Origin of the sequence: Actinomadura sp. NPDC048032, from assembly GCF_040653175.1 — a bacterium.
Classification (GTDB): domain Bacteria; phylum Actinomycetota; class Actinomycetes; order Streptosporangiales; family Streptosporangiaceae; genus Spirillospora; species Spirillospora verrucosospora.
The window spans coordinates 1-24,625 of sequence record NZ_JBEZJP010000080.1; the positions used below are offsets into that span (position 1 = coordinate 1).

General features: G+C 71.8%; 26 protein-coding genes and 1 riboswitch. Of the genes, 15 read left to right on the plus strand and 11 right to left on the minus strand.

What is annotated here, in order from left to right; translation table 11 throughout:
* Together AB0C69_RS13815 and AB0C69_RS13820 are read right to left on the minus strand one after the other, a co-directional pair.
* The coding region (locus AB0C69_RS13815) for a tetratricopeptide repeat protein (RefSeq protein WP_360353363.1) at positions 1-1,232 on the minus strand (1,232 nt) is incomplete at its 3' end.
* A gap of 207 nt (positions 1,233-1,439) precedes the next feature.
* Positions 1,440-2,099, minus strand: a complete 660-nt coding sequence (locus AB0C69_RS13820; protein ID WP_360353365.1) for a TetR/AcrR family transcriptional regulator — start codon at positions 2,097-2,099, stop codon at positions 1,440-1,442.
* Between the two features lie 46 nt (positions 2,100-2,145).
* On the opposite strand from AB0C69_RS13820, the gene AB0C69_RS13825 reads away from it, so the two are divergent.
* From AB0C69_RS13825 to AB0C69_RS13845, 5 genes are all read left to right on the plus strand, one after another.
* Entirely contained in the window at positions 2,146-2,658 is a 513-nt protein-coding gene (locus AB0C69_RS13825) for an HXXEE domain-containing protein (protein ID WP_360353367.1), read from the plus strand.
* A gap of 255 nt (positions 2,659-2,913) precedes the next feature.
* Positions 2,914-4,128 (plus strand): sensor histidine kinase, encoded by a 1,215-nt coding sequence (locus AB0C69_RS13830; RefSeq protein ID WP_360353369.1) that lies wholly within the window; start codon positions 2,914-2,916, stop codon positions 4,126-4,128.
* On the plus strand, positions 4,125-4,799 hold the full coding sequence (locus AB0C69_RS13835; RefSeq protein WP_360353371.1) for a response regulator transcription factor: 675 nt from the start codon (positions 4,125-4,127) through the stop codon (positions 4,797-4,799). The genes AB0C69_RS13830 and AB0C69_RS13835 overlap by 4 nt, the downstream gene beginning before the upstream one ends.
* A 231-nt stretch (positions 4,800-5,030) precedes the next feature.
* Positions 5,031-6,434: an MFS transporter gene (locus AB0C69_RS13840; RefSeq protein ID WP_360353373.1), complete on the plus strand. Its 1,404-nt coding sequence runs from the start codon at positions 5,031-5,033 to the stop codon at positions 6,432-6,434.
* Positions 6,431-7,642 carry an FAD-dependent monooxygenase gene (locus AB0C69_RS13845; protein ID WP_360353375.1) on the plus strand — a complete coding sequence of 404 codons (1,212 nt, stop codon included), beginning with the start codon at positions 6,431-6,433 and terminating at the stop codon, positions 7,640-7,642. Before AB0C69_RS13840 ends, AB0C69_RS13845 begins: the two co-directional genes overlap by 4 nt.
* Positions 7,643-7,761: 119 nt before the next feature.
* Here the strand turns inward: AB0C69_RS13845 and AB0C69_RS13850 are convergent, their stop codons facing one another.
* The gene (locus AB0C69_RS13850) at positions 7,762-8,703 is read right to left on the minus strand and encodes a LysR family transcriptional regulator (protein WP_360353377.1); all 942 of its coding nucleotides are present in this window, start codon (positions 8,701-8,703) and stop codon (positions 7,762-7,764) included.
* Positions 8,704-8,813: 110 nt separating this feature from the next.
* On the opposite strand from AB0C69_RS13850, the gene AB0C69_RS13855 reads away from it, so the two are divergent.
* Positions 8,814-9,437, plus strand: a complete 624-nt coding sequence (locus AB0C69_RS13855) for a LysE family translocator (protein WP_360353379.1) — start codon at positions 8,814-8,816, stop codon at positions 9,435-9,437.
* 96 nt (positions 9,438-9,533) lie between these two features.
* Here AB0C69_RS13855 and AB0C69_RS13860 read toward each other — a convergent pair whose 3' ends face one another.
* Positions 9,534-10,133 (minus strand): TetR/AcrR family transcriptional regulator, encoded by a 600-nt coding sequence (locus AB0C69_RS13860; RefSeq protein ID WP_345173827.1) that lies wholly within the window; start codon positions 10,131-10,133, stop codon positions 9,534-9,536.
* A 113-nt stretch (positions 10,134-10,246) separates the two neighbouring features.
* On the opposite strand from AB0C69_RS13860, the gene AB0C69_RS13865 reads away from it, so the two are divergent.
* The 4 genes from AB0C69_RS13865 to AB0C69_RS13880 all read left to right on the plus strand — a co-directional run bounded on the left by AB0C69_RS13865 (position 10,247) and on the right by AB0C69_RS13880 (position 13,841).
* Complete coding sequence (locus AB0C69_RS13865; protein ID WP_360353382.1) at positions 10,247-10,873, plus strand: DsbA family protein; 627 nt, start codon at positions 10,247-10,249, stop codon at positions 10,871-10,873.
* A gap of 338 nt (positions 10,874-11,211) precedes the next feature.
* Positions 11,212-11,362, plus strand: a riboswitch (cyclic di-AMP (ydaO/yuaA leader).
* Positions 11,363-11,376: 14 nt separating this feature from the next.
* Positions 11,377-12,054 carry a CHAP domain-containing protein gene (locus tag AB0C69_RS13870; protein WP_360353384.1) on the plus strand — a complete coding sequence of 226 codons (678 nt, stop codon included), beginning with the start codon at positions 11,377-11,379 and terminating at the stop codon, positions 12,052-12,054.
* Positions 12,055-12,247: 193 nt separating this feature from the next.
* Positions 12,248-12,970 carry a hypothetical protein gene (locus AB0C69_RS13875; RefSeq protein ID WP_360353386.1) on the plus strand — a complete coding sequence of 241 codons (723 nt, stop codon included), beginning with the start codon at positions 12,248-12,250 and terminating at the stop codon, positions 12,968-12,970.
* A gap of 166 nt (positions 12,971-13,136) precedes the next feature.
* Positions 13,137-13,841, plus strand: coding sequence for a haloacid dehalogenase type II (locus AB0C69_RS13880; protein WP_360353388.1), 705 nt, complete (start codon positions 13,137-13,139; stop codon positions 13,839-13,841).
* On the opposite strand, the gene AB0C69_RS13885 is transcribed toward AB0C69_RS13880, so the two are convergent.
* Positions 13,838-14,326, minus strand: a complete 489-nt coding sequence (locus AB0C69_RS13885; protein ID WP_360353390.1) for a MarR family winged helix-turn-helix transcriptional regulator — start codon at positions 14,324-14,326, stop codon at positions 13,838-13,840. The two genes, AB0C69_RS13880 and AB0C69_RS13885, sit on opposite strands and share 4 nt — an antisense overlap.
* A gap of 30 nt (positions 14,327-14,356) precedes the next feature.
* Here AB0C69_RS13885 and AB0C69_RS13890 point away from each other — a divergent pair, with 30 nt between their 5' ends.
* Positions 14,357-15,430 (plus strand): bifunctional NAD(P)H-dependent oxidoreductase/GNAT family N-acetyltransferase, encoded by a 1,074-nt coding sequence (locus tag AB0C69_RS13890; RefSeq protein ID WP_360353392.1) that lies wholly within the window; start codon positions 14,357-14,359, stop codon positions 15,428-15,430.
* Between the two features lie 47 nt (positions 15,431-15,477).
* On the opposite strand, the gene AB0C69_RS13895 is transcribed toward AB0C69_RS13890, so the two are convergent.
* Positions 15,478-15,990, minus strand: a complete 513-nt coding sequence (locus tag AB0C69_RS13895; protein WP_360353394.1) for an Lrp/AsnC family transcriptional regulator — start codon at positions 15,988-15,990, stop codon at positions 15,478-15,480.
* Positions 15,991-16,090: 100 nt separating this feature from the next.
* Between AB0C69_RS13895 and AB0C69_RS13900 the strand changes: the two genes are divergently transcribed.
* Positions 16,091-17,089: a pyridoxal-phosphate dependent enzyme gene (locus AB0C69_RS13900; protein ID WP_360353396.1), complete on the plus strand. Its 999-nt coding sequence runs from the start codon at positions 16,091-16,093 to the stop codon at positions 17,087-17,089.
* Between the two features lie 30 nt (positions 17,090-17,119).
* Positions 17,120-17,887 (plus strand): NAD(P)-binding domain-containing protein, encoded by a 768-nt coding sequence (locus AB0C69_RS13905; RefSeq protein ID WP_360353398.1) that lies wholly within the window; start codon positions 17,120-17,122, stop codon positions 17,885-17,887.
* A gap of 84 nt (positions 17,888-17,971) precedes the next feature.
* Here the strand turns inward: AB0C69_RS13905 and AB0C69_RS13910 are convergent, their stop codons facing one another.
* The 3 genes from AB0C69_RS13910 to AB0C69_RS13920 are packed head-to-tail and all read right to left on the minus strand — an operon-like array spanning position 17,972 to position 20,525.
* Positions 17,972-18,634, minus strand: a complete 663-nt coding sequence (locus tag AB0C69_RS13910) for a 3-oxoacid CoA-transferase subunit B (protein WP_360353400.1) — start codon at positions 18,632-18,634, stop codon at positions 17,972-17,974.
* Positions 18,635-18,636: 2 nt separating this feature from the next.
* Positions 18,637-19,332, minus strand: coding sequence for a 3-oxoacid CoA-transferase subunit A (locus AB0C69_RS13915; protein ID WP_360353402.1), 696 nt, complete (start codon positions 19,330-19,332; stop codon positions 18,637-18,639).
* A complete protein-coding gene (locus tag AB0C69_RS13920; protein ID WP_360353404.1) occupies positions 19,329-20,525 on the minus strand; it encodes a thiolase family protein in 1,197 nt (398 codons plus the stop codon). Before AB0C69_RS13920 ends, AB0C69_RS13915 begins: the two co-directional genes overlap by 4 nt.
* A gap of 72 nt (positions 20,526-20,597) precedes the next feature.
* Between AB0C69_RS13920 and AB0C69_RS13925 the strand changes: the two genes are divergently transcribed.
* Positions 20,598-21,479, plus strand: a complete 882-nt coding sequence (locus AB0C69_RS13925) for a LysR substrate-binding domain-containing protein (protein ID WP_360353406.1) — start codon at positions 20,598-20,600, stop codon at positions 21,477-21,479.
* Between the two features lie 105 nt (positions 21,480-21,584).
* Here AB0C69_RS13925 and AB0C69_RS13930 read toward each other — a convergent pair whose 3' ends face one another.
* Positions 21,585-22,721, minus strand: coding sequence for a serine hydrolase domain-containing protein (locus AB0C69_RS13930; protein WP_360353408.1), 1,137 nt, complete (start codon positions 22,719-22,721; stop codon positions 21,585-21,587).
* Between the two features lie 159 nt (positions 22,722-22,880).
* On the opposite strand from AB0C69_RS13930, the gene AB0C69_RS13935 reads away from it, so the two are divergent.
* A complete protein-coding gene (locus AB0C69_RS13935) occupies positions 22,881-23,324 on the plus strand; it encodes a hypothetical protein (RefSeq protein WP_360353410.1) in 444 nt (147 codons plus the stop codon).
* Positions 23,325-23,411: 87 nt separating this feature from the next.
* Here the strand turns inward: AB0C69_RS13935 and AB0C69_RS13940 are convergent, their stop codons facing one another.
* The gene (locus AB0C69_RS13940; RefSeq protein ID WP_360353412.1) at positions 23,412-24,380 is read right to left on the minus strand and encodes a patatin-like phospholipase family protein; all 969 of its coding nucleotides are present in this window, start codon (positions 24,378-24,380) and stop codon (positions 23,412-23,414) included.
* Positions 24,381-24,625 lie beyond the last annotated feature (245 nt).

Genomic DNA, 24,625 nt, shown 5'->3' on the forward strand with positions numbered 1-24,625 from the left:
GCCATGGCCCGCAGGCTGGGCTCCATCCGGCGCGACACGTGCGGCGGCGCGAATTCGTTGACCTGGTGCCTGATGGGAGCGAGGAGGTCGACGGCGGCGCTGTGGTCGCCGCGGCCGAAGGCCACCAGAGCGCGGCAGACCGGAAGGCCGACGCGTGCGGTCATCGCCTGGTTGGTGACGTCGGGCAGGGGAGCGGCCAGGTAGGCCTCGCGGTCGGCGATCAGCCGGTCGGCGTCGCCGAAGCGGCCGGCGCCGACGAAGGACATCACCGCGTGCATGTCGTTGAACGCGTAGAACGGCTCCTCGGCCTTGGACGCCCAGGCGCCGGCCAGGGCGCTCCACCTCGCGGTCTGGTCATCGCCTTCGAGAAGCAGGCGCCAGAGCAGTGCGGCGGCGTCCAGCAGCTCCATCGCGGTGCCTGTCGACTCCGGGCCGTGGAGCACGGCGTCGTAGATCTCCAAGGCCCGGGCCGTGTCTCCGGCCTCCAGTGCGTAGAGCGCATAGTGCCACCACGCGTGCACGTTGAAGAACGTACCGGTCGACCAGTCGGTCGTCCGTTCGTCCATGTAGGCGATGCCTCGCCGGAACCGGCCCTGCATCTCGTAGGTGTGGACGACCGCGTGGATGCCCCACACGTCCTTCGGGTCGAGCCCGACCGCGCGCTGGCCGACCTCCTCCGATCGGTCGTAGTGCCCTGCCTCCTCCAACCCGAAGGCGTACATGCCGAGCAACTGGCCGAAATGCCGGTCGGACTCGCTCCATGCCGCCAGCGCACCACCGACCCGGTCGCGCAGTGCGCGGGCGTCCCCGGTGAAGTAGTCGACCTGGTGGCCGACGAACAGCGCGAGGACGTCCCGCGGGTACTCCTCGCTGATCTGGCCGAGCAGGCGGCCGCAGCCGAGGAAGTCGCCCTTCACCAGGCGTTCCAGCGCCGCGACGTGGGCCCGCTCGCGGGGAAGGAGCCCGGAGCCGTCCACGCGCGACCGGAAGAGCCGGAACCGCTCCGCCGCGGCCCGCGCGCCTTCGGGCTCGGTGGCCAGAAGCCCGAGGTACGCCGACAGGACGTTGCCCAGCGGGAAGTCGGGATCCGCTTCGAGCGCCCGCTTCGCTTCGGCGTCCACCTCCGGGCGGAAGTGCAGCAGTTCATGGACGGCGTTGTCGTAGTGCTCGACCGCGGTGCGGCTGCCCGCTCCGATGGCCAGCCCGTGCTCGTCCGTCTTCATGGCCGTCATGTCTCCGTCGGACGTTCGACGTGTGCGGTGTCGGGGTCCAGGTCGGTGCCGCGGACATGCTCGATGCGGCCGTGCCAGGGGGCCGTCCCCCGTGCGTGATCAGTCACTGGTGTCCCTTTGTCGGCCGTTTCAACAGAGAGGGGACCCGGCGTGCCCGGTTCCTCGTGCCGCGCGGCTTCGTGGTCGTCGCAGGCGGCGCAAGACGATTCAGCCTTGCATGCGTCCTTCCACCCGGGCAACCGTGGAGCCGCCGGCTCGATCTGGCGAGGGGAAGGTGCGGCTGACCGCGGCGCAGGCGGCGTCGGCGAGGGTGTTCGCTGTGGCGGTCGAGAGGTGGCCGGTGACGAGCCAGTGGTAGATCAGGGGGCCGAAGACCAGGTCGCGGACCGTGTCGGGGGCGAGTGCGGGGTTGAGGCGGCCCTCGGCCAGGCCGCGTTCGATCAGGGCGCGGATGGTGCCGTTCCTGGGGTTCAGGTAGTGGTGTCGTAGCGCTTCGGCGAGGTCGGGCCGGCGGCCCGCTTCAGCGTGCACGGCAAGGACCGTTCGACCGAGCGGGGAGCCGGCCAGCCGGAGCGCGAACCCGGCGGACAGTTCCTTCAGATCGCGCAGCACGTCGCCGGTGTCCGGAACGGCCAGCGGCGGCACCTGTTCGACCAGGGCGTGGACCACCAGGTCGTCCTTGGTCGGCCAGCGCCGGTACACCGCCGGCCGGCCCACCCCCGCGCGCGCGGCGACCGCCTCGATCGTCAGCTTCGCGTATCCCTGTTCGGCCAGCAGTTCGATCGTCGCCGCGGTGACGGCGCGGTCGACGTCGGTGCTGCGCGGCCGGCCGCGGCGTCCCGGGGCCCCCTTGCGCTGCTCGCTCATGTGCAGAAATATTACAGTACGACTCGTAACGTAAAAGGAGGCGAGGATGATCCGTAAGAGCGTGACCTGGGGGCTGCTGCTGGCTTGGGCGGCCAACGACGCCGAAGAGTGGTTCACCATGGCTCCCTGGTCGCGGAAGAACGCGGGCGGCGGCGCTCCGGGACCGGTGTGGCTGCGTCGCGAGGTCTCCACGGCGCACGCCCGCACGGCCATCGCTCTCATGGGCGCCTTCATGCTCGCCGCCACGGTGGACGGCGCGCGGACCGGCGGGAGGTCCCGGCTCTATCAGGCCACATTGGCCGGGTTCGGCGTGCACGGGCTCGGACACCTAGCTTTGAGCTTCAGGCAACGCGGCTACACCCCGGGTGTCGCCACAGCACCCACGATCGTCGTGCCGTTCTCCCTGTGGGCTTGGCGCGCGCTCGGCCGCGCAGGTGTTCGCCGCGACCCGGCGCGGACACTCCGCGACGCCGCGATCCTGCTCCCCGCGACCCTGATGGCCGTCCACGCCGGAGCCGACCTGCTGACCTCGACCCGCGAGAAGAAGCGCCCTGGCTGAGCGGTCAGACACCCCGCTCAGGTCCGTCGGGAGGTTTTCCGGGCTCCTCCTTGCGGACGACACCGGCTACCGGGGTATCACTCCGACTCGGCTCTCCAGCGTGACGCACCCGCCCCGGCCGCCTTTCTACCCTCCTCCCCGGCCCGCACGGACGAGACTGAGGGAGAAGGACGGATGCGCTCTTGCAGGAGCCCCGATCAGCCACCGCGAGGCAGGCCCCTCCCAACACGCGCAGCCGATCATAGGCTGGCGCTCATGACGTCCGAGGAACCCCCGCGCGCGCTTCTCGCCGGGGCGTCGCGTCGGTCGGTACGGCTGCTCCCGTGGGGGGCGGCGTTGGTGTTGTGCGTCGCCTTGCTGCCCACCACGATCACCGTGCTCAGCGTCGACTACGGTCTGAACGGTGGCTTCGCGGGCGCGCTGGCCGTCGCGCAGGCGGCACCGCTGCTGCTCGCCGTCGTCCGCCCGCTGCGGGCCTGGTGCGTGGTCTTCGCCGCGGACGTGGCCGGGGCGCTCGCACTGCTTACCGTCGACTTCGACGAGCGGCTCCTGTGGCCGTTCCCGCCCATGGAAATCGTCGGGTACATCGGTCTCTGCCTCGCCCTCGGCCTGCGCGAGTCGCGCCGGACGCTGCTGCTGGTGTGGCTGGCGACGGCGGGCGCGAGCGTCGGCCTCGGGTTCGTCGCGCCCCACGGCACCGGCGCCAGGGAGTCGCTGCTCACGATTCTCAGCGGCGTCGCGCTCGTGCTCGGCGGTGCGCTCCGCGAGCGGTACGAGGCGCAGCGCAGGCTGGCCGAGCAGGAGACGATCAGCGAGGCCGAGCGCGGCCGGCGAACGCTGCTGGAGGAACGCGCCCGCATCGCGCGCGAGCTGCACGACGTGGTGGCGCACCACATGTCCGTCATCACGGTGCAGGCGGACACGTCGGTGTACCGCCTCCAGGGGCTGCCGCCGGACGTGCAGGAGGAGTTCACCTCCATCGCGGCGACCGCGCGCGAGTCGCTCGGCGAGATGCGACGGCTCCTCGGCGTGCTGCGGAGCGAGGAGGCGCACGGCGAGCTCGCACCCCAGCCGAGCCTGAAGCGGATCGGGCCGATGGTGGAGGCGACGGCCAGGGCGGGCGTCCCGGTGGAGTTCGCCTCCTGCGACGCCGACGTGCCCGAGGCGGTGGGGCTCTCCGCGTACCGCGTCGTCCAGGAGGCCCTCGCGAACGTCGTGCGGCACGCGCCGGGCGCCCCGACAAGGGTGTCGGTGGCGGAGGAAGGGGGCTGGCTCACCGTCCTCGTCGTCAACGGGCCCTCGCCCGAGCCGCCCGCCGCGCCGCTGGAGGAGTGCGGCACGGGACACGGCCTCGTCGGCATGCGCGAACGGGTGCGGCTCGGCGGCGGCACCATCGAGACGGGGCCGCTGCCGGACGGCGGCTTCCGCGTGGCCGCCCGGCTCCCCCTGACGGAAAGGGACCCAACGTGACGACGCGCGTCATCATCGTCGACGACCAGGCCATGGTGCGGGCCGGCTTCGCCGCACTGCTGGCCGCCCAGAGCGACATCGAGGTGGTGGGCGAGGCCGCCGACGGCGCGCAGGGCGTCGAGCTGGGCCGGCGCACCCGTCCCGACGTCGTGCTGATGGACGTCCGCATGCCCGAGATGGACGGTCTGGAGGGCGCGCGCCGCCTCCTCGCGCCACCGCCGGGCGTGACGCACCGGCCGCGCGTGCTGATGCTCACCACGTTCGACGTCGACGACTACGTCTACGAGGCGCTGCGGGCGGGCGCGAGCGGCTTCCTGTTGAAAGACGCGCCACCGGCCGACCTCATCGCGGCGGTGCGGGTCGTCGCCTCGGGCGACGCGCTGCTCGCCCCCTCGGTCACGCGCCGCCTCATCGCGGACTTCGCCCGGCAGCGTCCCCCCGCCCGGGGCAGGCCCGCGCTGCGGCTCAAGGCCCTGACGGAACGGGAGACCGAGGTCCTCACCCTGGTGGCCCGCGGCATGTCCAACTCGGAGATCGCGGAGACGCTGGTGCTCGCCGAGCAGACGGTGAAGACGCACGTCAGCCGCGTTTTCACCAAGCTCGACCTGCGCGACCGCGCCCAGGCAGTGGTCTTCGCGTACGAATCGGGGCTGGTGACCCCGGGCGAGTAGGACGCCTCCTCCACCCCCCACCGCCGTAGCACCTCCACATCGGCTCCCGGGTATGACGCCCGGCCCGCAACCGCGCTCGCACACTCCACCCGTGGCACTGCTCGCGGTCACGCTCCCGGCGCGAGCGGCGCTGCGCCGCTGGCCGTAGCACACGCATGCGGGCGGGAGCCGCGTCACCCGGGTTCTCGCCCCGTACGTCCTTTCCCGACCTCGAAGGAGGTATGGACATCCATGCCCGCAACACTGGCTCCACCCGTTCCACCGGTCCGTATCCGAAAGGCCCCCGTCTGGGCCCTCGGCATGCTGGCGGCCGCCACCGGCACCCTGGAATCGGTGGTGGCGCCGACGCTCCCGCTGCTCCAGCGCGAACTGTCGATGAGCCCTGCCCAAGGGGCCTTGCTCAGCATCGCGATGCTCATCACCGGCGCTCTCGTCGCGCCCGTCGCGGGCAGTCTCGGTGACCGGCACGGCGGGAAGCGCGTCATGATCCGGCTGATGGCGGTGGTCGCGGCCGGCGGCCTGGTGTCCTCGCTGGCGCCGAACCTGCCGGTGCTGCTGCTCGGGCAGGTGCTCCAGGGCGCGATGGTCGGCGCGATGCCGCTCTCGTTCATCCTGGTGCACAAGCACCTCCCGACGGGCGAGTCGCAGGTGGCCATCGGGGTGGTCAGCGGCCTGTTCGTGGGCGGCGGCATGCTCGGGACGCTGGTCGCCGGGCCCATCGCGGAAGGACTGTCCCGGCACTGGATGTTCGCGATACCGACGTTCGCGATCGTCGTGGCGACCCTGTTCGTCCACCTGCTGATGCCGGACGACCCGCCGGCCCGTCCGGGCGCACGGATCGACTGGCCCGGCCTGGTCCTCCTGAGCGGCGTCCTGCTGACGCTCATGCTCGGGCTCGCGCTGGCGCCCGACGTCGGCTCGCAACCGCTCGCGCTCGGCGCGCTCGTCCTGGTCCTGGCCGCCCTCATCGCCGGATGGACGGCCGTCGAGCGGCGCGCGGCCTCACCGATGGTCGATCTGCGCCTGCTCGCGCGGCCCCCGATATGGAGCTCCTACGTGATCACGTTCGCAGTCTGCGTGGGGACGGCGGTGTCGATGTACCTCGTCCCGCAACTGCTCGCGGTGGCCGGCGACGGGTACGGCTTCGGGGCCGGCTCCACCGACATCGGGCGGTACCTGCTGCCCGGCGCCGTCACGGCCGCGGTCAGCGGGCCGCTCGGCGGGGTCGCGGTGCGGCGCTTCGGCGCGGGTGCGGTGGTCACCGCCGCTATCGGCGTCATGGCGGCCACGCTGGCCGGCCTGGCGCTCCTGCACACCGAGGTCTGGCACCTCGTCGTGGGCAAGGCACTGATCGCCCTGGCCAGCGGCGTCTGCATCACGGCGATGGTCGTCCGGACGGCCACCTCCGTCGAGCACGGCGACACCGGAACGGCCACCAGCCTGGTCCTGGTGACGCGCGTGATCGGCTTCGCCGCGGGCGCCCAGATCAGCGGAGCCTTCCTCACCGCCGGAACCCCTTCCGGCTCGGACGTCCCGGCCGAATCGGCCTTCGTCATCGGCTTCGCCATCGCCGGCGCCGTCACGGCGCTGTCCTTGGTCGCCGTCCGCACCATGAGCAAAGGAGCCAAGGAATGAACCGTCCTGATCTGACGCCGGTCGCCCGTACCGCGCCGAAGCGCGAGGTCCTGGTTTCGGGGGGCGGCATCGCAGGGCCCGCCCTCGCTTTCTGGCTGAACCGCCACGGATACGCCGTCACGGTGGTGGAGAAGGCAGGCGGGCTTCGCAGCGGCGGCTATCCCGTCGACGTGCGCGGCACCGCACTGGAGGTCGTCCGGCGGATGGGGATCCTGCCGCGCCTGCGGGAGGCGCATGTCGACTCGCGGCGCCTGACCTTCCTCGACGGGAACGGCGGCGAGGTGGCCTCGATCGACCCGCACGCCGTCACCGGCGGCGTCGCGGAACGGGACCTGGAGGTTCGGCGCGGTGATCTGACCGACGCTCTGTACACGGCGGTCCGCGACGACGTGGAGTTCGTGTTCGACGACTCCATCGACATCCTCGATCAGTCCGGCCACGGAGTCGACGTCACCTTCCGAGGGGGCGGCACGCGTACGTTCGACATGGTGTTCGGTGCGGACGGCACGCACTCGCGCACCCGGGAGATGCTGTTCGGCCCCGAAGAACGGTTCCACCGGTACCTCGGCTACTGCTTCGCCGTGTTCACCATGCGCAACACCTTCGGGCTCTCCCACGAGACCGTCATGTGGAACACGCCGGGCAGGGCCGCGGCACTCTACGCCGTGGGGGACGACGACGAAGTGCACGCGTTCCTGAACTTCGCTCAGGAGGAACCGCCGTCCGACGCGTTGACGGACCCGGAAGCCCAACGGGAACTGGTCGCCGCGGTCTTCGCCGACGCGGGATGGGAGGTCCCGGGCATGCTGGCCGCCATGCGCGACGCGGACGACCTGTTCTTCGACGGAGTCGGCCAGATCCGGATGCCCCGCTGGTCCAGCGGCAGGATCGCGCTGGTGGGAGACGCCGCGTACGCGCCCTCGTTCCTCACCGGGCAGGGCACCAGCCTCGCGCTCGTCGGCGCGTACATGCTCGCCGGTTCCCTGGCCGGTCGGGAGCACGCCGCGGGCTTCGCCGCCTACGAACACGACACCCGTGAGTTCGTGACCCTGAATCAGGGGCTGGTCGGCGAGGGCGGTGCCGCCCTCTTCCCGACCACCGCCCAGGCTCTGGAGGAGCGGAACGAAAGGCTGCGCGGACTCAGCGCAATGCCCGCCGCAGGCGGACGACCTGCCCATTCGGCTCTCACTTTGCCCGCCCACCAGTGAGCCCGCGTTGAGGCGTGGCGCGTCCCGCCGGAGGGTGGTCGCGTGCCCCCATCACCACGTCAGCCGCGCCCGGGACTTGTTCCAGGAGGGAGTTCGTGAGCGATTCAGAACGGGGCTTTTCAGGCGCCGGGCGGGGTGGCCCAGGTGGCGGTGATGTCGCGGGCGACATCGCGGAGGAGGTCGATGAGCATGTCCGCGAGTGGGGTGAGGCTGGCGTCGGTTCTGGTCACGGCGTAGAGGTGGCGGTAGGGCTTGGGGTGGGCCAGTTCGCGATGGGTGGTGCCGGGGACGTGGGCCAGGGCCAGGCGTGACACCAGGGCCACGGCGATGCCTGTGCCGACCAGGGCCTGGGCGACGTCGTAGGACTCGGTCTCGAACCGCACGGTGGGGGTGAAGCCGGCCTTGCGGGCGGCGTTGTGGAACTGTTCGCGGGCGGCATGGCCGGCCAGGATGGAGACCCACGCTTCGTCGCGCAGTTGTTCCAGGTGGAGTTCGGTGTCCGCGGGCTGCCCGGTGGCCAGTGGGTGGTCGTCAGGGAGGACCACGACCATCGGGTCCACCAGGAGCGAGTGCGCCCGTAGGTGCGGGGGCGGTGCGAGCGGCGTGTCCCAGGACGCGACGATGGCCACGTCCAGGTTCCCCGCGCTGATCTCGTCCGCTCCGCGCCCGGACACCACGTCGATGACGGAGACGTCGGCGGCCGGGTGGCGGTGGCGCAGGGCCGTCAGCGCCGGTGGCAGCAGATGCAGGGCGGCCGCCTGGAACGTCCCGATCCGCAGGCGGAGCGAGAGGTGGCCGAGCAGTGCGGCCAGTTCCGCCCCGGCCTGGTCCGATGCCTGCTCCACGGTCCGGCCGTGGGAGGCGAGCAGCGCACCGGCCGCGGTGAGCGTCGCTCCGCGAGGGCCGCGGATGACCAAGGGGACCTGCCAGTCGCGCTCGGCCTTGGCCACCTGCTGGGTGACCGCCGCGGGCGTGAGCCGGAGTGCGTGGGCCGCCGCCGTCAGGGAGCCGTGCCGCTCGATCAGAGCGAGAAGCCGCAGTTGCCCCGGATCCACCAGCATTCACCAATGCTAACGCTGCATCCTTCTCTTTTAACTTCCCTTAGGGACGGGGAGCGAGGAAGCCTGATGGCACACCCATCGGCCGCAATCCCCGGAAGGGGTTCGTTCCCATGCCCACGCATGTGCCCGTCTTCGTCATCACCACCTTGTTGCTGGCGATGCTGCCCGGCGCGAGTCAAGCGCTGATGATCCGGCAGGTACTGGAAGGTGGCCGGCCTGCGCTCCACGGCACGCTCGCGGGCAATGCCAGCGGCTTCCTGCTGTGGTCGACGGCCGCCGCGGCCGGGCTGTCCGCCGTCCTGCTGGCCAGCCCGACCGCGTACGCGGTGCTCCGGATCGCCGGCGGCATCGTGCTGATGATCCTCGGAGTGAAGACGCTCCGGACCGCGCTCACCGTCGTGTCCACCCGCCCGCCGGAGCAGGACGGGCGGGGCGCCGGCTTCGCGGGCGGATACCTCACCGGCCTGGTCACCAACCTCGGCAACCCCAAGGCGGGAGTGTTCGCCATCTCGGTGCTGCCCCAGTTCGTGACCGAGGAAGGCCCGGTGTTCCTGTCGACCGTCGCCTTGGGAGCCCTGTGGGCGCTCGTCAGCGCCTCCTGGTACATGCTGCTCACCTGGGCCGTCAGCCGAGGGCGCGCACTGGTGTCGCAGCCGACCGTCCTGCGGGGGCTCAGCATGACCACCGGTGCCGTCCTGCTGGCGCTGGGCGCCGCGGTGGCAGCAGGTGTCTGAGGGCCGGTCAGGTCCGCGGGCCCTGCTCGCCCGCCGCAAACCGTGAGCACCTGCGCGGGCGGCATGTGCAGGGGCGCCCAGAAGCGGTGAGGCGTGCTACTGCGTGGAGGTGTCGGCCGGTGGGGCGAGGCCGGTCATTGCGAGGTCGACGATGGCGTTGACGTGCTCGGCGTCGGCCGTGCGCGGGGTGAGCAGGCGGCGGTAGTAGGCGGCCCCGTAGAGCAGTTCGGTGACGAGGACCGGGTCGGCGTCGGCGCGGACCTGGCCCTTGCGCTGCGCTACGCGGATGCGGTCGGCCGCGGCGCCCGCCAGGTGACCGATGAAGTTGTCCCACAAGGCCTGGTGGAGGTCCGGGTCGTGCTGGGCCTCGCCGATCAGTGCGCGGTAGTGCGGGAAGACGTGCGGGTCGCCGAGGATGCGCGAGGCCGCCGCCATCTGCGTCTTGATATCGGCGACGAAGTCACCGGTGTCGGGGAAGGTCGCGTCCATCTTCCAGGTGGACAGCAGGCCGTCCAGCAGCACGGCCGCCTTGGACGGCCACCAGCGGTAGATCGTGTTCTTGCCGACGCCGGCGCGGGCGGCGATGCCCTCGATGCTGACCTTGCGGTACCCGACCTCCTGGCACAGGTCCATGGCGGCCTTGATGACGGCGTTGGCGGCCTCTTCACTTCGGCGCTCAGGACGTCTGGGTGACATGGGGACAGCATAGCCCTCAGGCGGCACGGAACGTTCCGTATTGACGCGGCGAGCGGCGGCGGGCATGCTGAGGCGGCACGGAACGATCCGTGCCGCCATTGAAGGACGAACCCATGAAAGTTGAGTTCACCCACGACATCGCCTGCGTCTGGTCGGCGCTCGGCTATGCCCGCTTCCAGCGGGCCGCCGAGGAGCACCGTGCGGGCGGAGGCGAACTGGAGGTCGTCTTCAGGCCGTACCAGACCGCGGGCTCCGCGGCGGAACCGCCGCCGAGCCGCGGCCGTTTCCCTCTCGCGCCCCCCGCGCGGGTCGAGCAGATCGCACGGGCGGCGGCGGTCGACGGCCTGGTGGTGAACCTCGACCGGATCGTGCCCGCCCGCACCGCCGACGCCCACCGGCTCATCGCGCTGGCGGCCGCGCACGGCACCGCCGAGGACATGACCGCCCGTCTTTACCGCGCCTACTTCAGTGACGGTCTGGACATCGGCGACGTCAACGTGCTGCGGGGCTTGGCGTCCGCGACCGGCGTCAGGTGGGACGGCGAGCGGCCCCACGCGGAACCGGCTCGGTCCGCTCGCGTGTCCGGCCCGCGAGTGCCGGTGTTCCGGTTTCCCGACGGGACGGTCCTGGTCGGAGCCGTGTCACTCGCCGCGCTGAGGGGTGAGTTGATGAGGGCCGACTCACCGCGCCGGCGCTCCAGCAGGACCACGCATCCGCGCCCGGCTCCGGTGCGACTATGACGCGTCCTGGTCGGTCTTGAAGATAGGGACCTTGATGACCAGCCCGCGGGTGGTGAGGGTCCGGGCTCGGGGATGATCGTCTCCCGCTGGGGCGAGGTGGCGACCAGAAATCTTGGGCCGACTTGACTGGACCGCAGCCCTTGCGTTGAGGGCGCTTTGGGGAGTCTTTACAGGTCAGCGGCGTCTTTGGGGTGTGCTTGACGAAATATGGGGCCGCTTGAACCTGTTGTGGGTGTGTGACCGACGGGAAAGCCCGTCCGGAGCGCCCGACCAGATCGTGACGGGCGCATCGAGTCCCTGATCATCAGGACGGCCGATCAAGGCACGTCCGCCGCCGAGTCCGCAGAGCGCCGATCACTGGCCGAGCGGAGCCGGGGACCCACCGAAACACCGGGGTGAATCCGCACTCCCGCCTTGCGCGGGGTCGCGGTAGGGCCACTTCCATGCCCGAACCCGACAGCTAACCCGGTAGGCGGACTGGAAGACCTCAGGAGAACCTTCGCATGACCGCTCGTACTTTCGACCTGACCAAGCGCATGGGCACCCGCTTCGCCGCCGGAGCCGTCCTCTCCCTGGCGAGCGCGTTCGGCCTCGCCTCCCTGGCCCCGTCCGCCCATGCGGACACCAAGCCCGCGAACGCCGCGCACGTCGCCGCCACGCCCCAGGCCGCCGCCAACGGCGCGAAGACCGCCACCGCCGGCGCCTCCGCGCAGGACGTCATCAAGCTCGCCCGCACGCAGATCGGCACCCACGAGGACGCCTCGGGCAACAGCAAGTTCAACGACTGGTACGTCGGCTCGCCGCTGGGCGAGCAGAACGCCCACCGCATCGGTTCCAAGAGCGCCTCGGTCTACAAGGGCCAGTCCTGGTGCGACATGTTCGTGTCCTGGCTGGGCCAGCACACCGGCACCAAGGGCATGGGCGCCGACGCCTACACCGTCAGCCACGCCAAGTGGTTCAAGAAGACCGGCCGCTTCGGCCAGACCCCGAAGCCCGGCGCCGTGGTCTTCTTCGCCTGGAACGGCGGCGGCATCAAGGGTGTCGAGCACGTCGGCATCGTCGTCAAGGACAACCACGACGGCACCATCAACACCATTGAGGGCAACACCGGTGACGCGGTGAAGAAGAAGGTCCGCGACACGTCCACCGTCGCCGGCTACGGCTACCCCCAGTACCGGTGAGCCAGGGCCGCTGAGCGGCCCGTCGCCCCGCACCGTCCAGTGGTGCCTCCCCCCTTCTCCAACCCTCCGCGATCACACCCACGTCGCGAGCACGCCCACGTGCCGTGCGCCGGATCCGTCATGCCCGAACGGCGAGCCCCCGACTAGCCGAAGGCGTGACCCGGCGCCCCGGACCACCGAGCAAAGGATGAACATGCAGAAGCGAGCCATCGACACCGCCCTGATCGGTACCGCTCTCGCGGGCCTGCTGGCCGCGGGCGTGGCGGCCGGGACCTCCCACGGGGCCCAGGCCGACGAGCCGATGTCGCACAAGGTCATCGGACAGCAGGTGGCCGGGCAGCAGGTCACCGGCCACAAGATGACCGGACAGCTGGTCACCGGACAACAGGTGAGCGGGCACAAGATGACCGGACAGCCGGTCACCGGAAAGCAGGTGACCGGAACGCAGGTGACCGGGAAGCAGGTGGGGCAGCCCGCCGCGAAGGCCACCCACCACGGCACCGCCAAGGTCGCACCGAAGCGCCACGCCGTCCTGTCGGGCAGCACCAAGGCGTCCTACTTCTGGGACGACGGCTCAGGCGTGAACGGCGACACGGGCGCCCCGGCGGGCGGCAAGCCGATGCAGAAGGGCCTGTTCGCCAGCCCGAGCTGGCCCATGCACACCAAGGTGAAGGTCACCTACAAGGGGCGCAGCGTCACCGGCTTCGTCGGGGACCGCGGGCCGGGCGAGCCGTCGCACCGCGGCGTCATGCTCGACCTCGACACCTACACCTTCCGCCACCTGGTGGACGGCAAGAAGCCGCGGAGCAAGTACGACACGGGCACCTCGGCGGGCCACCTGAAGGGCGTCAAGTACGAGATCCTGTCCTGGGGCCACGGCCCTGGCAAGAAGGGCGCCCCGAAGCCCCTCGGCTGATCAGGCCCGACCGGGTGACCCCTCCTGGCCTCACCACGGACCCCGCTCCCGTCTTCGGACGAGGGCGGGGTCCGTCACGTCCGGGGTAGGACTGGGGTGGGGCGCCATCCGGGCGCTCCTGGGCGAGGGAGTGCCAGTGGGATTAGACGTCAGAGCGATCCAGGTAGTGACCTGTGACATCTTCGGGACGACCGTCGACTGGCGGACAGGGGTCGCCGGCCAGGTGGCGGCGATCGCTGCGGAGTGCGGTGTCGCGTTGGAGGGCGAGGCCTTCGCCGACCAATGGCGCGAGCGGTACCTCCCGTCCATGCAGCGGGTCAGCAGCGGAGAGCGGGAGTGGGTGTACCTCGACACGCTGCACCGGGAGTCGCTGGACGAGCTGCTGGAGCTGCACGGCGTTGCTGACGCCTTCGACGAGACCGCACGGCGGCGGCTCGTCCGGGCCTGGCATCGCCTGCCCGCTTGGGACGACTCGGTGGACGGCCTGGCACGCCTGAGGGAGAGCCGCGTGGTGGCGGCGCTGTCCAACGGCGGGTTCGCCCTGCTGACGCACCTGGTCAAGGGGGCGGGGCTGCCGTTCGACTGCATCCTGTCGGCGGAGCTCGCCCGCACGTACAAGCCCGAGCCGGAGGCGTACCTGACAGCAGTGCGGCTGCTGGACGTGGAACCGGCGGAGGTGCTGATGGTCGCCGCGCACAAATGGGACATCGACGGCGCCAGGGGAGCCGGGCTCGCCACCGCGTTCCTGGAGCGTCCGCTGGAGAAGGGGCCCTCTCGCACGGCCGACCGGGCGGACGACGTGGAATGCGACCTCGTCGTGCGCGGGTTCGGTGAGCTCGCCGATCTCCTGGAGGCCGGTCCGCGGACCTAGCGGACGGGGCGGCCGTTCGCCCTGTCCGGGGCTTCCACCTTTCCGGCGATGTGTTCCAGGGCGGTGAGGTCTTCCGGTCCAAGGCGGTCGATGAAGTGGTGGCGCACTGACTCCAGGTGGGCGGGGGCGGCGTCCGTCAGGGTGTCCAGGCCGTGTTCGGTGAGGACCAGGAGGCAGCCCCTTCCGTCGGCCGGGTCGGGTGCGCGGCGGATGAGGCCGCGGGCCTCCATGCGGGTGGCGTGCCGGGAGAGCCGGCTGCGCGACCAGCCCATCTTCGCGGCCTGCTCGTGCAGGGTCCCGGCGTGGTCCGGCCGTTCCGACAGCGTGCTGAGCACCTCGTAGTCGGGCTCGGAGAGGCCGACCCGGGAGAGGTCGCGGGCGGTGCCGGTCTGGACGGCGATCACCATGCGGCGGAAGGCCCGCCACGCCCGTTCCTCGTCCGGGGTCAGCCAGCGCACGGGCTCGTCCGGCGGATTCTTTGACATGTAAACAACCTATCGCCTAAGTTCATTTACATGTCAACGAAACAGGTGCGCGTCCTCGTGCTGGTGTGCAGCACCCGCCCCGGCGCCCTCGGCCCCGCGGTGGGGGCCTGGCTGACCGAGACGATCACGCCCCGCGCCGCCGAGCTCGGCGCCGAGCTGGTGCCGCTGGCCCTCGCCGACCTCGACCTGCCGTTCCTCGACGAGGAGGAGCATCCGTCGTCCGGCGTGTACCGCAACGAGCACACGCGCAGGTGGAGCGCGATCGTGGACGGCGTGGACGGCCTCATCGTCGTGACGCCGGAGTACAACTACGGGATGCCGGCGTCCCTGAAGAACGCGCTGGACTACCTCTCCCGCGAGTGGGCGTGGAAGCCGGTCGGTTTCGTCAGCTACGGCAACACCTCGGCGGGCACGAGGGCCGTGCAGCATGCCAAGCAGGTGGTGACCACGCTACGTCTGGTACCGCTGGGGTCCACGGTCGCGCTCCGCATCGCCGACGCCGTGCACGACGGCGAGGTGCGGCCCGCCGCCGCTGCCGGCAAGACCGCGATCGACGTCCTGGAGGAGCTGGTCCGGGTCGCGCACGCGCTCCGGCCGATGCGAGAGCGAGCACGGCCCGCATCGGCGGCCGGCCCCGAACCGGGCTCCTACCTGCGGCGGCTGACGCCGGACGATGCCCCCGAGGTGACCGTCCTGCAGCGGTGCTGCTGGGTGGACGAGGCCCTCGCCAACGACCCCCTGACCGTCCCGGCGCTGCACGAGTCCGTGGAGCAGGTTCGTGACTGGCTCGCGTCCTGGGACGCGATCGGGCTGTGGCGGGACGGCCGGCTCCTCGGCATGGTGCGGACGCGCCGCGAGGACGCCGAGTGGCACGTGGGACGGCTCGGCGTGGTCCCCGACCTGCGGGGGCGCGGCCTGGGGCGCTGGCTGCTCCATGAGGCGGAGGCCGCCGCCGATCACGCCTGTCGCAGCATCGTGCTGTCCACGGGAGCGGGCAGCCGGAACAACATCGCGCTCTACCGGAGCGAGGGATACCGGCCGGCCCCCGTCCCCGGCGACGACGGAACCATCCGCCTCACCAAGATGCGCCTCAGCACTGGTTGATCGGCCCGTGCGCAGGGGGAGTGCGCCACGACGGGATGCGGCGGCGTTCACTCATCGGGTGGCCGCCCGTCCTGCGGTCGAGCGGGAAGTGGGAGAGCCAGGCCGGACTTGATGGTGTCGAAGACGACCAGGGTCTCGTAGCGCTGGACGTTGTCGTCCGCCTTCAACAGGCGGTCTCCGAGCCGACCGCAGTCGCGCATGCTCCGCGCGGCCAGGACGACCACGTAGTCCCACGGCCCCGCGACGCGGTAGCACTGCTGGACCTGAGGCTCCGAGCGCATCCGTTCGGCGAAGGCCCGGTGGTGCTCGAACGATTCCCGGACCAGGGTCACCAGGACCGTGGCCAGGATGGTGGGACCGAAGCGGTGCGGATCGAGGACGGCGACCTGCCGGGCGATGAGCCCGTGCCGGCGGTAGCGGGCGATCCGCCGCTGGACGGCGCTCGGGGACAGCCCGACCTGTTCCCCGAGGTCGTGCAGGGTCCGCCCGGCGTCGTGCTGAAGGAGGTCCAGCAGCAGGGCGTCGATCTCGTCCAGGCGGGGCGGCGGCGATTCGGGCACGCAAGATTATTGCGCCATGGTGCAAGAATTCTCAATCGCGTCGATCGGGAGCTCGGTTAGCGTCGGCCGGGTCGGAAAGCCTCGGCGGAAGGTGGCGCGCATGGACCTGGACGTGGCGCGGATCGAGCAGGCCCTACGGGTGATCGATCCGGTGTTCCTCAACACCCCGCAGTACCTCGACGAACAGCTGTGCCGGGCGCTGGGCGGCCGCGCGGTGACGGTGAAACTGGAGACGGCCAACCCGGTGCGCAGCTTCAAGGGCCGGGGCGCCGACCTGATGCTCAGCACGCTCGCCCCCGGCACGCCGGTGGTGTGCGCCAGCTCGGGCAACTTCGGCCAGGCCGTCGCCTACGCCGGGCGAGCACGTGGGATGCCGGTCGAGGTGTTCGTGCCCGAGACCGTCAATCCCGGCAAGCGCGAGCGGATGGAGACGTTCGGCGCCCGCGTCGTCGCGGCGGGACCGGACGGCTCGTCGGCGCGGGAGGCCGCGGCCGCCCACGCCGGGCGCCATCCTGACCGCGTCCATCTGCAGGACGGCGTCCAGGCGGCGATCGCCGAAGGCGCCGGGACGATCGGCGCCGAGCTGACCCGCGGCGCGCCGGCCGGGGCGTGCTTCGACGCCGTCGTGCTCCCGGTCGGGGACGGCGCGCTGATCAACGGCGTGGCGCGCTGGATGAAGGAGCACGCTCCCGGAACCCGGATCGTGGGGGTCAACGCCGAAGGCGCTCCCTCGATGGCGGAAAGCCTGCGTGCCGGCCGCGCGGTCCGCGCCGGACGTGCTCGCACCTTCGCCGACGGCATCGCGGTGCGTCGCCCGACGGAGGCTTCGGTGCGGCGGGCCCGCGTCCTGGTGGACGAGATGGTCCTGGTGACGGACGAGGCCATCGCCGACGCCATGGAGCTGGCGGCGCGCACGCTCGGCATCGTCCTGGAGCCGGCGGGCGCGGCGGGCCTGGCGGCGATCGCCGGGGGCGCGGTCCCCGGCGACCGCCTGGCGACGGTGCTGACCGGCGCCAACCCCCGTCCCGAGCAGGTCCGGGAGCTGGCGGCCCGGCTCACGTGCGCTGTGCAGGCGCCCGCTGGACGCGCGAACTTCTGAACGACCCCACACACCATGGAGGAAAGCGCGGTGAAGCGCATCGGCATCATCGGGGTAGGGGAGATCGGCCGAGCCATCGTGGACGGCCTGTACTGCCGGGACGACGACGCGCCCGAGGTGTTCCTCTCCCCTCGCGGAGCCCGCACGGCGGCGTACCTGTCCGAGCGCTACGAAAGCGTCCGGGTGTGTCCCGGCAACCAGGCGGTCGTGGACCGCTCCGAGATCGTGATCATCGCCGTACGCCGTCAGGACCGCCACGAAGCGCTCGCCGGCCTGACGGTGCCCGACGACAAGATCGTGATCAACGTGATGGCCGGCGTCGGCAACGACGACCTGCGCAGGACGCTGGCCACGGACGCCCAACTCGTTCGGGCCATCCCGCTGCCCGCGATACGCGAACGCCGCTCCGTCACGGTGACGTGCCCGTCCCACCCGGTGGCGGACTCTCTCTTCGAGCGCCTGGGCGGGGCGCTCCCGGTCGCGGACGAGACGGCCTTCGACGTCTTCTCCGCACTGACGGGAACGCTCACCACCCACTACTCCTACCTCGCCGCGCTCACCTCGTGGGCCGCCGGCCACGGCATCGCCCCCGATGACGCGGACGGCTACGTCCGCAGCCTCTTCCAGGAGGTCGGCCGGGCCCTGGGCGACGAGACCCGGACCCTGCGGCAGCTCGCGGCCGATCACGAGACCCCGAAGGGGAACAACGAGCGCATTCGCACCACCTGGTTCACCCCGGCCAACTCCGAAGCCCTCACCCAGGCGCTGGACGACCTCGTCGCCGACCTCGCGGGATGACGGAACCGCTCCGGGGAGCCGCTGATGTTCACGCCGCCGCCCGCCGCCTCGGCGAAGGCGGGCACGCCCCGGCGACCGGCGGCGTCAGACGGTCGCGAGGGGGACGGGGAGCCGGTCGCGCAGCTCCTCGAGCGTGACACCGAAGGTCTCGCGGACCGCCGCCCCGTCCGGGCCGACGTCGAGGACGGCGACGTCGGTGTAGACCCTGCTGACGCAGCCGGTGCCGGTCAGCGGGTAGGTGCAGGCGGGCACCAGCTTGGAGCGGCCCTGCTTGTCGAAGAGGGTCATCATCACGAAGACCTGCTTGGCGCCGATGGCCAGGTCCATCGCGCCGCCGACGGCCGGAATGGCGTCCGCGGCCCCGGTGTGCCAGTTGGCGAGGTCCCCGGTGGCCGAGACCTGGAAGGCGCCGAGCACGCACACGTCCAGGTGGCCGCCGCGCATCATGGCGAAGGAGTCGGCATGGTGGAAGTAGGACGCTCCGGGCAGTTCGGTCACCGGGACCTTGCCGGCGTTCGTGAGATCGGGGTCGATCTCCTCGCCGACGGCGGCGGGGCCCATGTTGAGCATGCCGTTCTCGGTGTGGAGCACGATGCCCGCGCCGTCGGGGAGATGGTCGGCGACCTTGGTCGGCCGGCCGATGCCGAGGTTGACGTAGGAGCCGGCCGGGATGTCGCGGGCGACGACCTCGGCGAGCTCGTCCGGGGACAGGGGCCCCGTGGTGGAAGGCCCGGTGGTGGAAGGCATGGTCAGCGTGCTCCTTGGACGGTGTAGCGCCGTTGCTCGACCGGCACGACGCGGTCGACGTAGATGCCGGGCGTGACCACCGTCTCCGGGTCGATGTCGCCGGCGGGGACGACGCCGGACACCTGCGCGATCGTGGTGGTCGCGGCCGTCGCCATGACGGGGCCGAAGTTCCGGGCCGTCTTCCGGTAGACGAGGTTGCCCATCGTGTCGGCGCGGTGGGCGCTGATCAGCGCCACGTCGCCCTTGATCGGGTACTCGAGGACGTGGACGCGCCCGTCGATGGTCCGGGTCTCCTTGCCCTCGGCGAGGGGGGTGCCGGCGCCGGTCGGGCAGTAGAAGGCGCCGATGCCCGCGCCGGCCGCGCGCATCCGTTCGGCGAGGTTGCCCTGCGGCACGACCTCCAGCTCGATCTTCCCGGCCCGGTACAGCCCGTCGAAGACGTGGGAGTCGCTCTGCCGGGGGAAGGAGCAGATCACCTTGCGCACCCGCCCGGCCTTGAGCAGGGCGGCGAGCCCGACGTCGCCGTTGCCGGCGTTGTTGGACACGATGGTGAGGTCCCCCGCGCCCTGCCGGATCAGGCCGTCGACGAGGTCGAAGGGCATTCCCGCGAAGCCGAAGCCGCCGACCAGGACGGTGCTGCCGTCCTCGATCCCGCGGACGGCCTCGTCGACGCTTTCGAGGATCTCCGTCCGGCTCATGCCCCGGCCCCCGCGCCGCGCAGGTCCGTGTTCTCCAGGACGACGGCGAGCCCCTGCCCGACGCCGATGCAGATCGCGGCGACGCCCCAGCGCTCGCGGCGTTCGCGGAGCACCTTCGCGAGCGTGCCGAGGACGCGGGCGCCGCTGGCGCCGAGCGGGTGGCCGATCGCTATCGCGCCGCCCCGGGTGTTGACGATCTCCGGATCGACGCCCCAGGCGTCGACGCAGACGAGGGACTGCACGGCGAAGGCCTCGTTGAGCTCGACCGCGCCGACCCGGTCCCAGCCGATCCCGGCCCGGGCCAGGGCGCGGTCGGCGGCCTCGACCGGGGCGTAGCCGAAGTCCTGCGGGTCGAGCGCGAACGCGCCGCGCCCGGCGATGCGGCAGAGGGGGTCGAGGCCGATCAGGTCGGCGGCGGCGGCCGAGCCGAGCAGCAGGGCGGCGGCGCCGTCGCTCAGCGGCGAGGCGTTGCCGGCGGTGATGGTGCCGTCCGCGCGGAAGCTCGGCCTGAGCCCGGCCAGTTTCTCCAGAGAGGTGTCGGCGCGGACGCCCTCGTCGCGCTCCAGTTCCCCCGCGGGCACGACGAGGTCGTCGTAGAAGCCCTCGTTCCAGGCGGCCGCCGCGAGCCGGTGGGAGCGCAGCGCGAACGCGTCCTGGCGCTCCCGGCTGACGGCGTGCTTCTCCCGGAGCGATTCGTTGGCCTCGCCGAGCGAGACGGTCCACTCCCGCGGCATGCGCGGGTTCACCAGCCGCCAGCCGAGCGTGGTCGACACGGCGGCGAGGTCTCCGGGCGGGAACCCTCGGGCCGGCTTCGGCAGCACCCACGGCGCCCGGGTCATCGACTCGACTCCGCCGGCCACCACCACGTCGGCGTCCCCCGACTCGATCGTCCGGGAGGCGCTCATCGCGGCGTCGAGGCTGGAGCCGCACAGCCGGTTGACGGTGGTGCCCGGCACGCTCGTCGGCAGCCCGGCGAGCAGCGCGGCCATCCTGCCGACGTTGCGGTTCTCCTCGCCCGCACCGTTCGCGTTGCCCCAGACGACCTCCCCGACCGCGGCCGCGTCCAGCCGGGGCGCCCTGGCCAGCAGCGCGCTGATCACGTCTGCCGCGAGGTCGTCCGGCCGGACGCCCGCCAGGGCGCCGTTGAACCGTCCGAACGGTGTCCGGACGGCGGAGTACAGATAGGAGCTCATGGCGTCGAGGCTAAGCGGCCTGCCTTGATATAGTGAAGTATCAATATTCGCGCATATTGAGACGCGAGCGATATGGATCTCCGTCACCTCCGGTACTTCGTCGCCGTCGCCGAAGAACTCCACTTCGGACGCGCCGCCGAGCGGCTCAACATGGCGCAGCCGCCGCTGTCGCAGGCGATCCGCCGGCTGGAGGGCGACCTCGGCGTGGAGCTGCTGCACCGGACCACCCGCCGGGTCGAGCTCACCGACGCGGGCCGCGGCTACCTGGCGCGGGCCCGGAAGATCCTCGGTGAGGTGGCCGAGGCCGCGCACGAGGCCCGCCGGGTCGCGGCCGGCGCGGTCGGTCATCTCGCGATCGGCTGCGTCGGGTCGGCCACCTACAGCCTGCTCCCCGCGCTCTCCCGCGGGCTTTCCCTGGAGTTGCCCGGCGTCGATTTCTCCTTCCGCGGCGAGATGCTGGTCCCCGACCAGGTCGCGGCACTGCGGACCGGCGCGATCGACCTGGCGCTGCTGCGGCCGCCGATCGCCGATCTCTCGCTCACGGTCCTGCCGCTGCGCCGGGACCGGCTGGTCGTCGCCGTCCCCGCCGATCACCCCCTGGCGGCGTTTCGGGAGACGGGGGTCGCCGACATGGCGGGCGCCGACCTGATCGTGCACTCCGCGGACCGCCGTTCGGTGATGTACGACGTGGTGCTCGGCCTCTTCCGCGACGCGGGCGTCGAGCCCCGGATCCGCCACGAGGTCGGCGAGACCTCCACTCTGATCACCCTCGTCGCGGGCGGTCTCGGCGTGGCGGTCGTGCCCGAGCCGGTGACGGCCCTGGCCCTCGACGGCGTCGTCTTCCGCCCGCTGGCACGGCCCGCCGTGCACGTCGACCTCGCGCTCGCGCACCGGACCGACCGCACGGAACCCCACCTGTCCCGAGCCGTCTCCGTCATCCGTCGCATCGTCTGACCGACCCCGGGCGACCGCCGCCTGCGGCCGCCTCGGAGCCGGTGGCGCACGTTCTGGACGACTTCCGGGCGCCGGCCGCTCGTGGTCGCGGCCGCAGGCCGGCCTCTAGTCGGTGTCGCGGGCGTGGTCGGCCAAGGCCTGGTTCATGTCGAGTTCGTGTTCCTCAAGGTTCCACTTGTCTGCTTGGGATGCCTGGTTGGTGACCCAATAGATCATGGTGCCGTCGCGCAGGATCCGGCTGTAGCTGGCGAAGGACCAGTCGTTGCCGCCGTTGTGCCAGGCGACCCGGCCGTCCTTGGTGTGCAGGACGCCCCAGCCGTATCCGTAGGCGGCCTCGGTGCCGGGGATCCGCGCGTGGGGCTCGAACATCTTGGCCTTGGTGGCGGCGCTGAGGATCGTGTCGCCGAGCAGCGCGCGGTGCCACTTGAACATGTCGCGGCCGGTGGACAGCATGCCGCCGTTGCCGCGCAGGTACCAGTACGGTCCGTCGGAGGCCCAGGGGTGGTCGGACGGACGGCCCTGGCTCACGCCGTTCTCGTCGTACTCGACGGCCACCTCTGCGCGGGAGAATTTCGGCAGCACATAGCCCGTGTGGGTCATCCCCGCCGGCGCGAACAGGTGCGTTGCCAAGAACCGCTCGTAGCTGGTGCCTGACACCTTCTCGACGATGGCGGCGAGCACGCTGAAGCCCGTGTTCGAGTAGTGGAATTCCGCGCCGGGGCGGGAGACCAGCTTGGACTTCAGTGCCTTGCTCAGCATCTCGTCGCGGGAGACGCGTTCGTAGTCGTCACCAAGCCCCTCGGCCAGCCCGGCCGTGTGCGACAGCAGGTGGTGCAGGGTGATGCCGCGCTTGTCCGCGGGCACCGGGCCGAGGATCGTGCTGATCCGGTCGGTCGTCCGGAGCTTCCCCATCGTCTCCAGCTTCATGATCGCGGCCGCGGTGAACTGCTTGGTGATCGACATGACGTCGTACACGGTGTCGCAGGTGGCCGGGGTCCCGGCCGCACGGTCCGCCAGGCCGAAGCCCTTGCAGTGCGCGAGCTCCGCGCCGCGGGCGGCGACCACCGTGCCGCCCGGTCCTTCGGGCAGCGTGCGGTCGAGGTAACGGGCGATCGAACGGTCGACGGGTTCGGCCGCGCTCCGGGCGGCCCTCGGCGCGCCCATGGCGTCGCCGCCGCAGCCCGCCACGGCCAGCGTGGTCGTGAGCGCCAGGGCGAAGGGGAGCGTATTGATCCGTTGCATGCGTCCTCCAGGGCGGTGTGGTGCGGGGGATGCGCCAGAGGCTGGCCGCGGCGGGCCGCGGTGATCAAGAGGTCGTGCCGTTCGAGCTTGTGCGAGACGCTGTGCGGCCTGGTCAGGCTGGGGCATAGTGGGGCGATCAACGAGCATCGGGGTGAGATCGTGAGCGCACCGCCACCGTCACCGGACGTGGCCGCCGACGAGGCCGAGTTCGTCGCTGCGATGCGCCGGCTCAAGGCCTGGTCGGGCCTCAGCTACCGGCAACTGGAGCGTCGGGCCGCCGAGGCCGGTCGCGTCCTGCCCTACTCGACCGCGTCCACCGCGCTCGGCCGCAAGACCCTGCCCCGCGAGGAGCTGCTGGTCGCCTTCGTCCTGGCGTGCGGGCTCGACGATGAAGAGGCGGCGTCCTGGGTGGCCGTCAGAAAGCGCATCGCGGTCGGCGAACGGGTCAGTGTGACCGAGCCGAGGGCGGTCCGAAGGCCGCGGTGGCGGCCCGCGATCGGCTGGGCCGCTGTGATGCTGAGCCTGGCGCTCGCCGGCGGCACGACGCTCTCCATGAAGGCCAGCGAAGAGGTCGAGGCCGTCCAGGTCACCGTGGGCCGGTGATCCTGGCGGGGCGCTGAGCATGGAACTGGGCGGGCTCTGAGTCGGCTGGACTCTCGGCCCGCGCCTTGCTCTCCGCCGCAGGGGTAGTCAGTGGACGGCGTCGGCGAGACGTGTGGTCGCGGCGGCACGGCCCGCTTCGAAGGCCGCATGCAGCAAGGCGCCGTCGGACTCCAGGCGGCTGATGCGCGGTGAGTCTTCCGGAGGGCGGATCGACAGCACGGCGGGCCCGTCATGGTCCTGGTCGGCGTCGTGCGCGGCGAGCAGCAGGTCGGCCTCGGCGAGTCGGGCGTCCCGGGCGAGGAAGGTGGCCTTCAGCTCGGCCGTGTAGCGGCGCAGCCCGACGTCGGCGACCAGCCGGGAGCCGAACGAGGGGGCCGGGCGTTCCGGTGCCCGGTCGCTCAGTCTGCGCGAGCGGAGGACCAGCACGTGGGTCGCCCCGTCCCGCAGTGCCTGGCGGAAGGGGATCGCCTCGGCGACGCCGGCGTCGTAGTAGAGCCCGGGGCCGACGGAGACCGGCCGTCCGGAGAGCAGGGGCAGTGCCGCGCTGGCTCGCAGCGCCAGCCGTAGCGCGCGCTCGTCGACAAGGGCGCTGTGCAGGTCCACCGGGCCGCCGGTGACGACGTCGGTGGCCAGCGGATGGAACTCGATGGGACTGGCCAGCACCGAGGCGTAGTCGAGCGGGAACCGGCGGATGTAGACCTCTTCGACGAGCTGCTCGACGTCCACGATCGGACGGCCCCGCAGGAGGTTGCGCTTGCGGATCAGGGTCCGGGCGAAGACGGGGTCGGTCCAGCCGCGCACTCCCTCGGGGGTGGAGCTGAGGAGCCAGGCCGCCGAGATCGCGCCCGCTGACGAGCCGTAGACCGCGTCGAACAGCGGCAGAAGCCCGAGCTCGTGGATCGCCAGTGCCATGCCCGCCGAGACGGTGCCGCGCATCCCGCCGCCTTCGATGGCCAGCGCCACGCGGTGCCCGTCGTCGCGGGCGCCCGGCCGGCTGCCCGCGATGGCCCGCTCGGCAAGGACCGGCAGAAGCCGGTGCCGGGTCTCCACGCCCACGTCTCCTCCTCCGTGTGGGTGCCCCTGCTCGGGCGTTCCCAACGAAGCCCATTGTGCCGTTCCCGCGCATCGGCTCCCATGCGGGAGGACGCACCCGTCTGGCCAGGACGCTGCCTACCGCTGGTCTGCCTGTTGTCCGGGCCTGGGGTCGGCCGGTGTAGGGCGCCAGCCCGAGCGCGGCGCGCTGCTCGTTCAGGACGGCGGAGGAAAGCGGTGTTCGCGGCATCGCGCATGACGCTACCGGG

Coding starts and splice junctions, on each gene's coding strand:
- AB0C69_RS13820 (WP_360353365.1), bottom strand. CDS start 2,099: ATGAGCGAGCAGCGCAAGGGGGCCCCGGGACGCCGCGGCCGGCCGCGC.
- AB0C69_RS13825 (WP_360353367.1), top strand. CDS start 2,146: ATGATCCGTAAGAGCGTGACCTGGGGGCTGCTGCTGGCTTGGGCGGCC.
- AB0C69_RS13830 (WP_360353369.1), top strand. CDS start 2,914: ATGACGTCCGAGGAACCCCCGCGCGCGCTTCTCGCCGGGGCGTCGCGT.
- AB0C69_RS13840 (WP_360353373.1), top strand. CDS start 5,031: ATGCCCGCAACACTGGCTCCACCCGTTCCACCGGTCCGTATCCGAAAG.
- AB0C69_RS13845 (WP_360353375.1), top strand. CDS start 6,431: ATGAACCGTCCTGATCTGACGCCGGTCGCCCGTACCGCGCCGAAGCGC.
- AB0C69_RS13850 (WP_360353377.1), bottom strand. CDS start 8,703: ATGCTGGTGGATCCGGGGCAACTGCGGCTTCTCGCTCTGATCGAGCGG.
- AB0C69_RS13855 (WP_360353379.1), top strand. CDS start 8,814: ATGCCCACGCATGTGCCCGTCTTCGTCATCACCACCTTGTTGCTGGCG.
- AB0C69_RS13860 (WP_345173827.1), bottom strand. CDS start 10,133: ATGTCACCCAGACGTCCTGAGCGCCGAAGTGAAGAGGCCGCCAACGCC.
- AB0C69_RS13865 (WP_360353382.1), top strand. CDS start 10,247: ATGAAAGTTGAGTTCACCCACGACATCGCCTGCGTCTGGTCGGCGCTC.
- AB0C69_RS13870 (WP_360353384.1), top strand. CDS start 11,377: ATGACCGCTCGTACTTTCGACCTGACCAAGCGCATGGGCACCCGCTTC.
- AB0C69_RS13875 (WP_360353386.1), top strand. CDS start 12,248: ATGCAGAAGCGAGCCATCGACACCGCCCTGATCGGTACCGCTCTCGCG.
- AB0C69_RS13885 (WP_360353390.1), bottom strand. CDS start 14,326: ATGTCAAAGAATCCGCCGGACGAGCCCGTGCGCTGGCTGACCCCGGAC.
- AB0C69_RS13890 (WP_360353392.1), top strand. CDS start 14,357: ATGTCAACGAAACAGGTGCGCGTCCTCGTGCTGGTGTGCAGCACCCGC.
- AB0C69_RS13900 (WP_360353396.1), top strand. CDS start 16,091: ATGGACCTGGACGTGGCGCGGATCGAGCAGGCCCTACGGGTGATCGAT.
- AB0C69_RS13910 (WP_360353400.1), bottom strand. CDS start 18,634: ATGCCTTCCACCACCGGGCCTTCCACCACGGGGCCCCTGTCCCCGGAC.
- AB0C69_RS13915 (WP_360353402.1), bottom strand. CDS start 19,332: ATGAGCCGGACGGAGATCCTCGAAAGCGTCGACGAGGCCGTCCGCGGG.
- AB0C69_RS13920 (WP_360353404.1), bottom strand. CDS start 20,525: ATGAGCTCCTATCTGTACTCCGCCGTCCGGACACCGTTCGGACGGTTC.
- AB0C69_RS13925 (WP_360353406.1), top strand. CDS start 20,598: ATGGATCTCCGTCACCTCCGGTACTTCGTCGCCGTCGCCGAAGAACTC.
- AB0C69_RS13930 (WP_360353408.1), bottom strand. CDS start 22,721: ATGCAACGGATCAATACGCTCCCCTTCGCCCTGGCGCTCACGACCACG.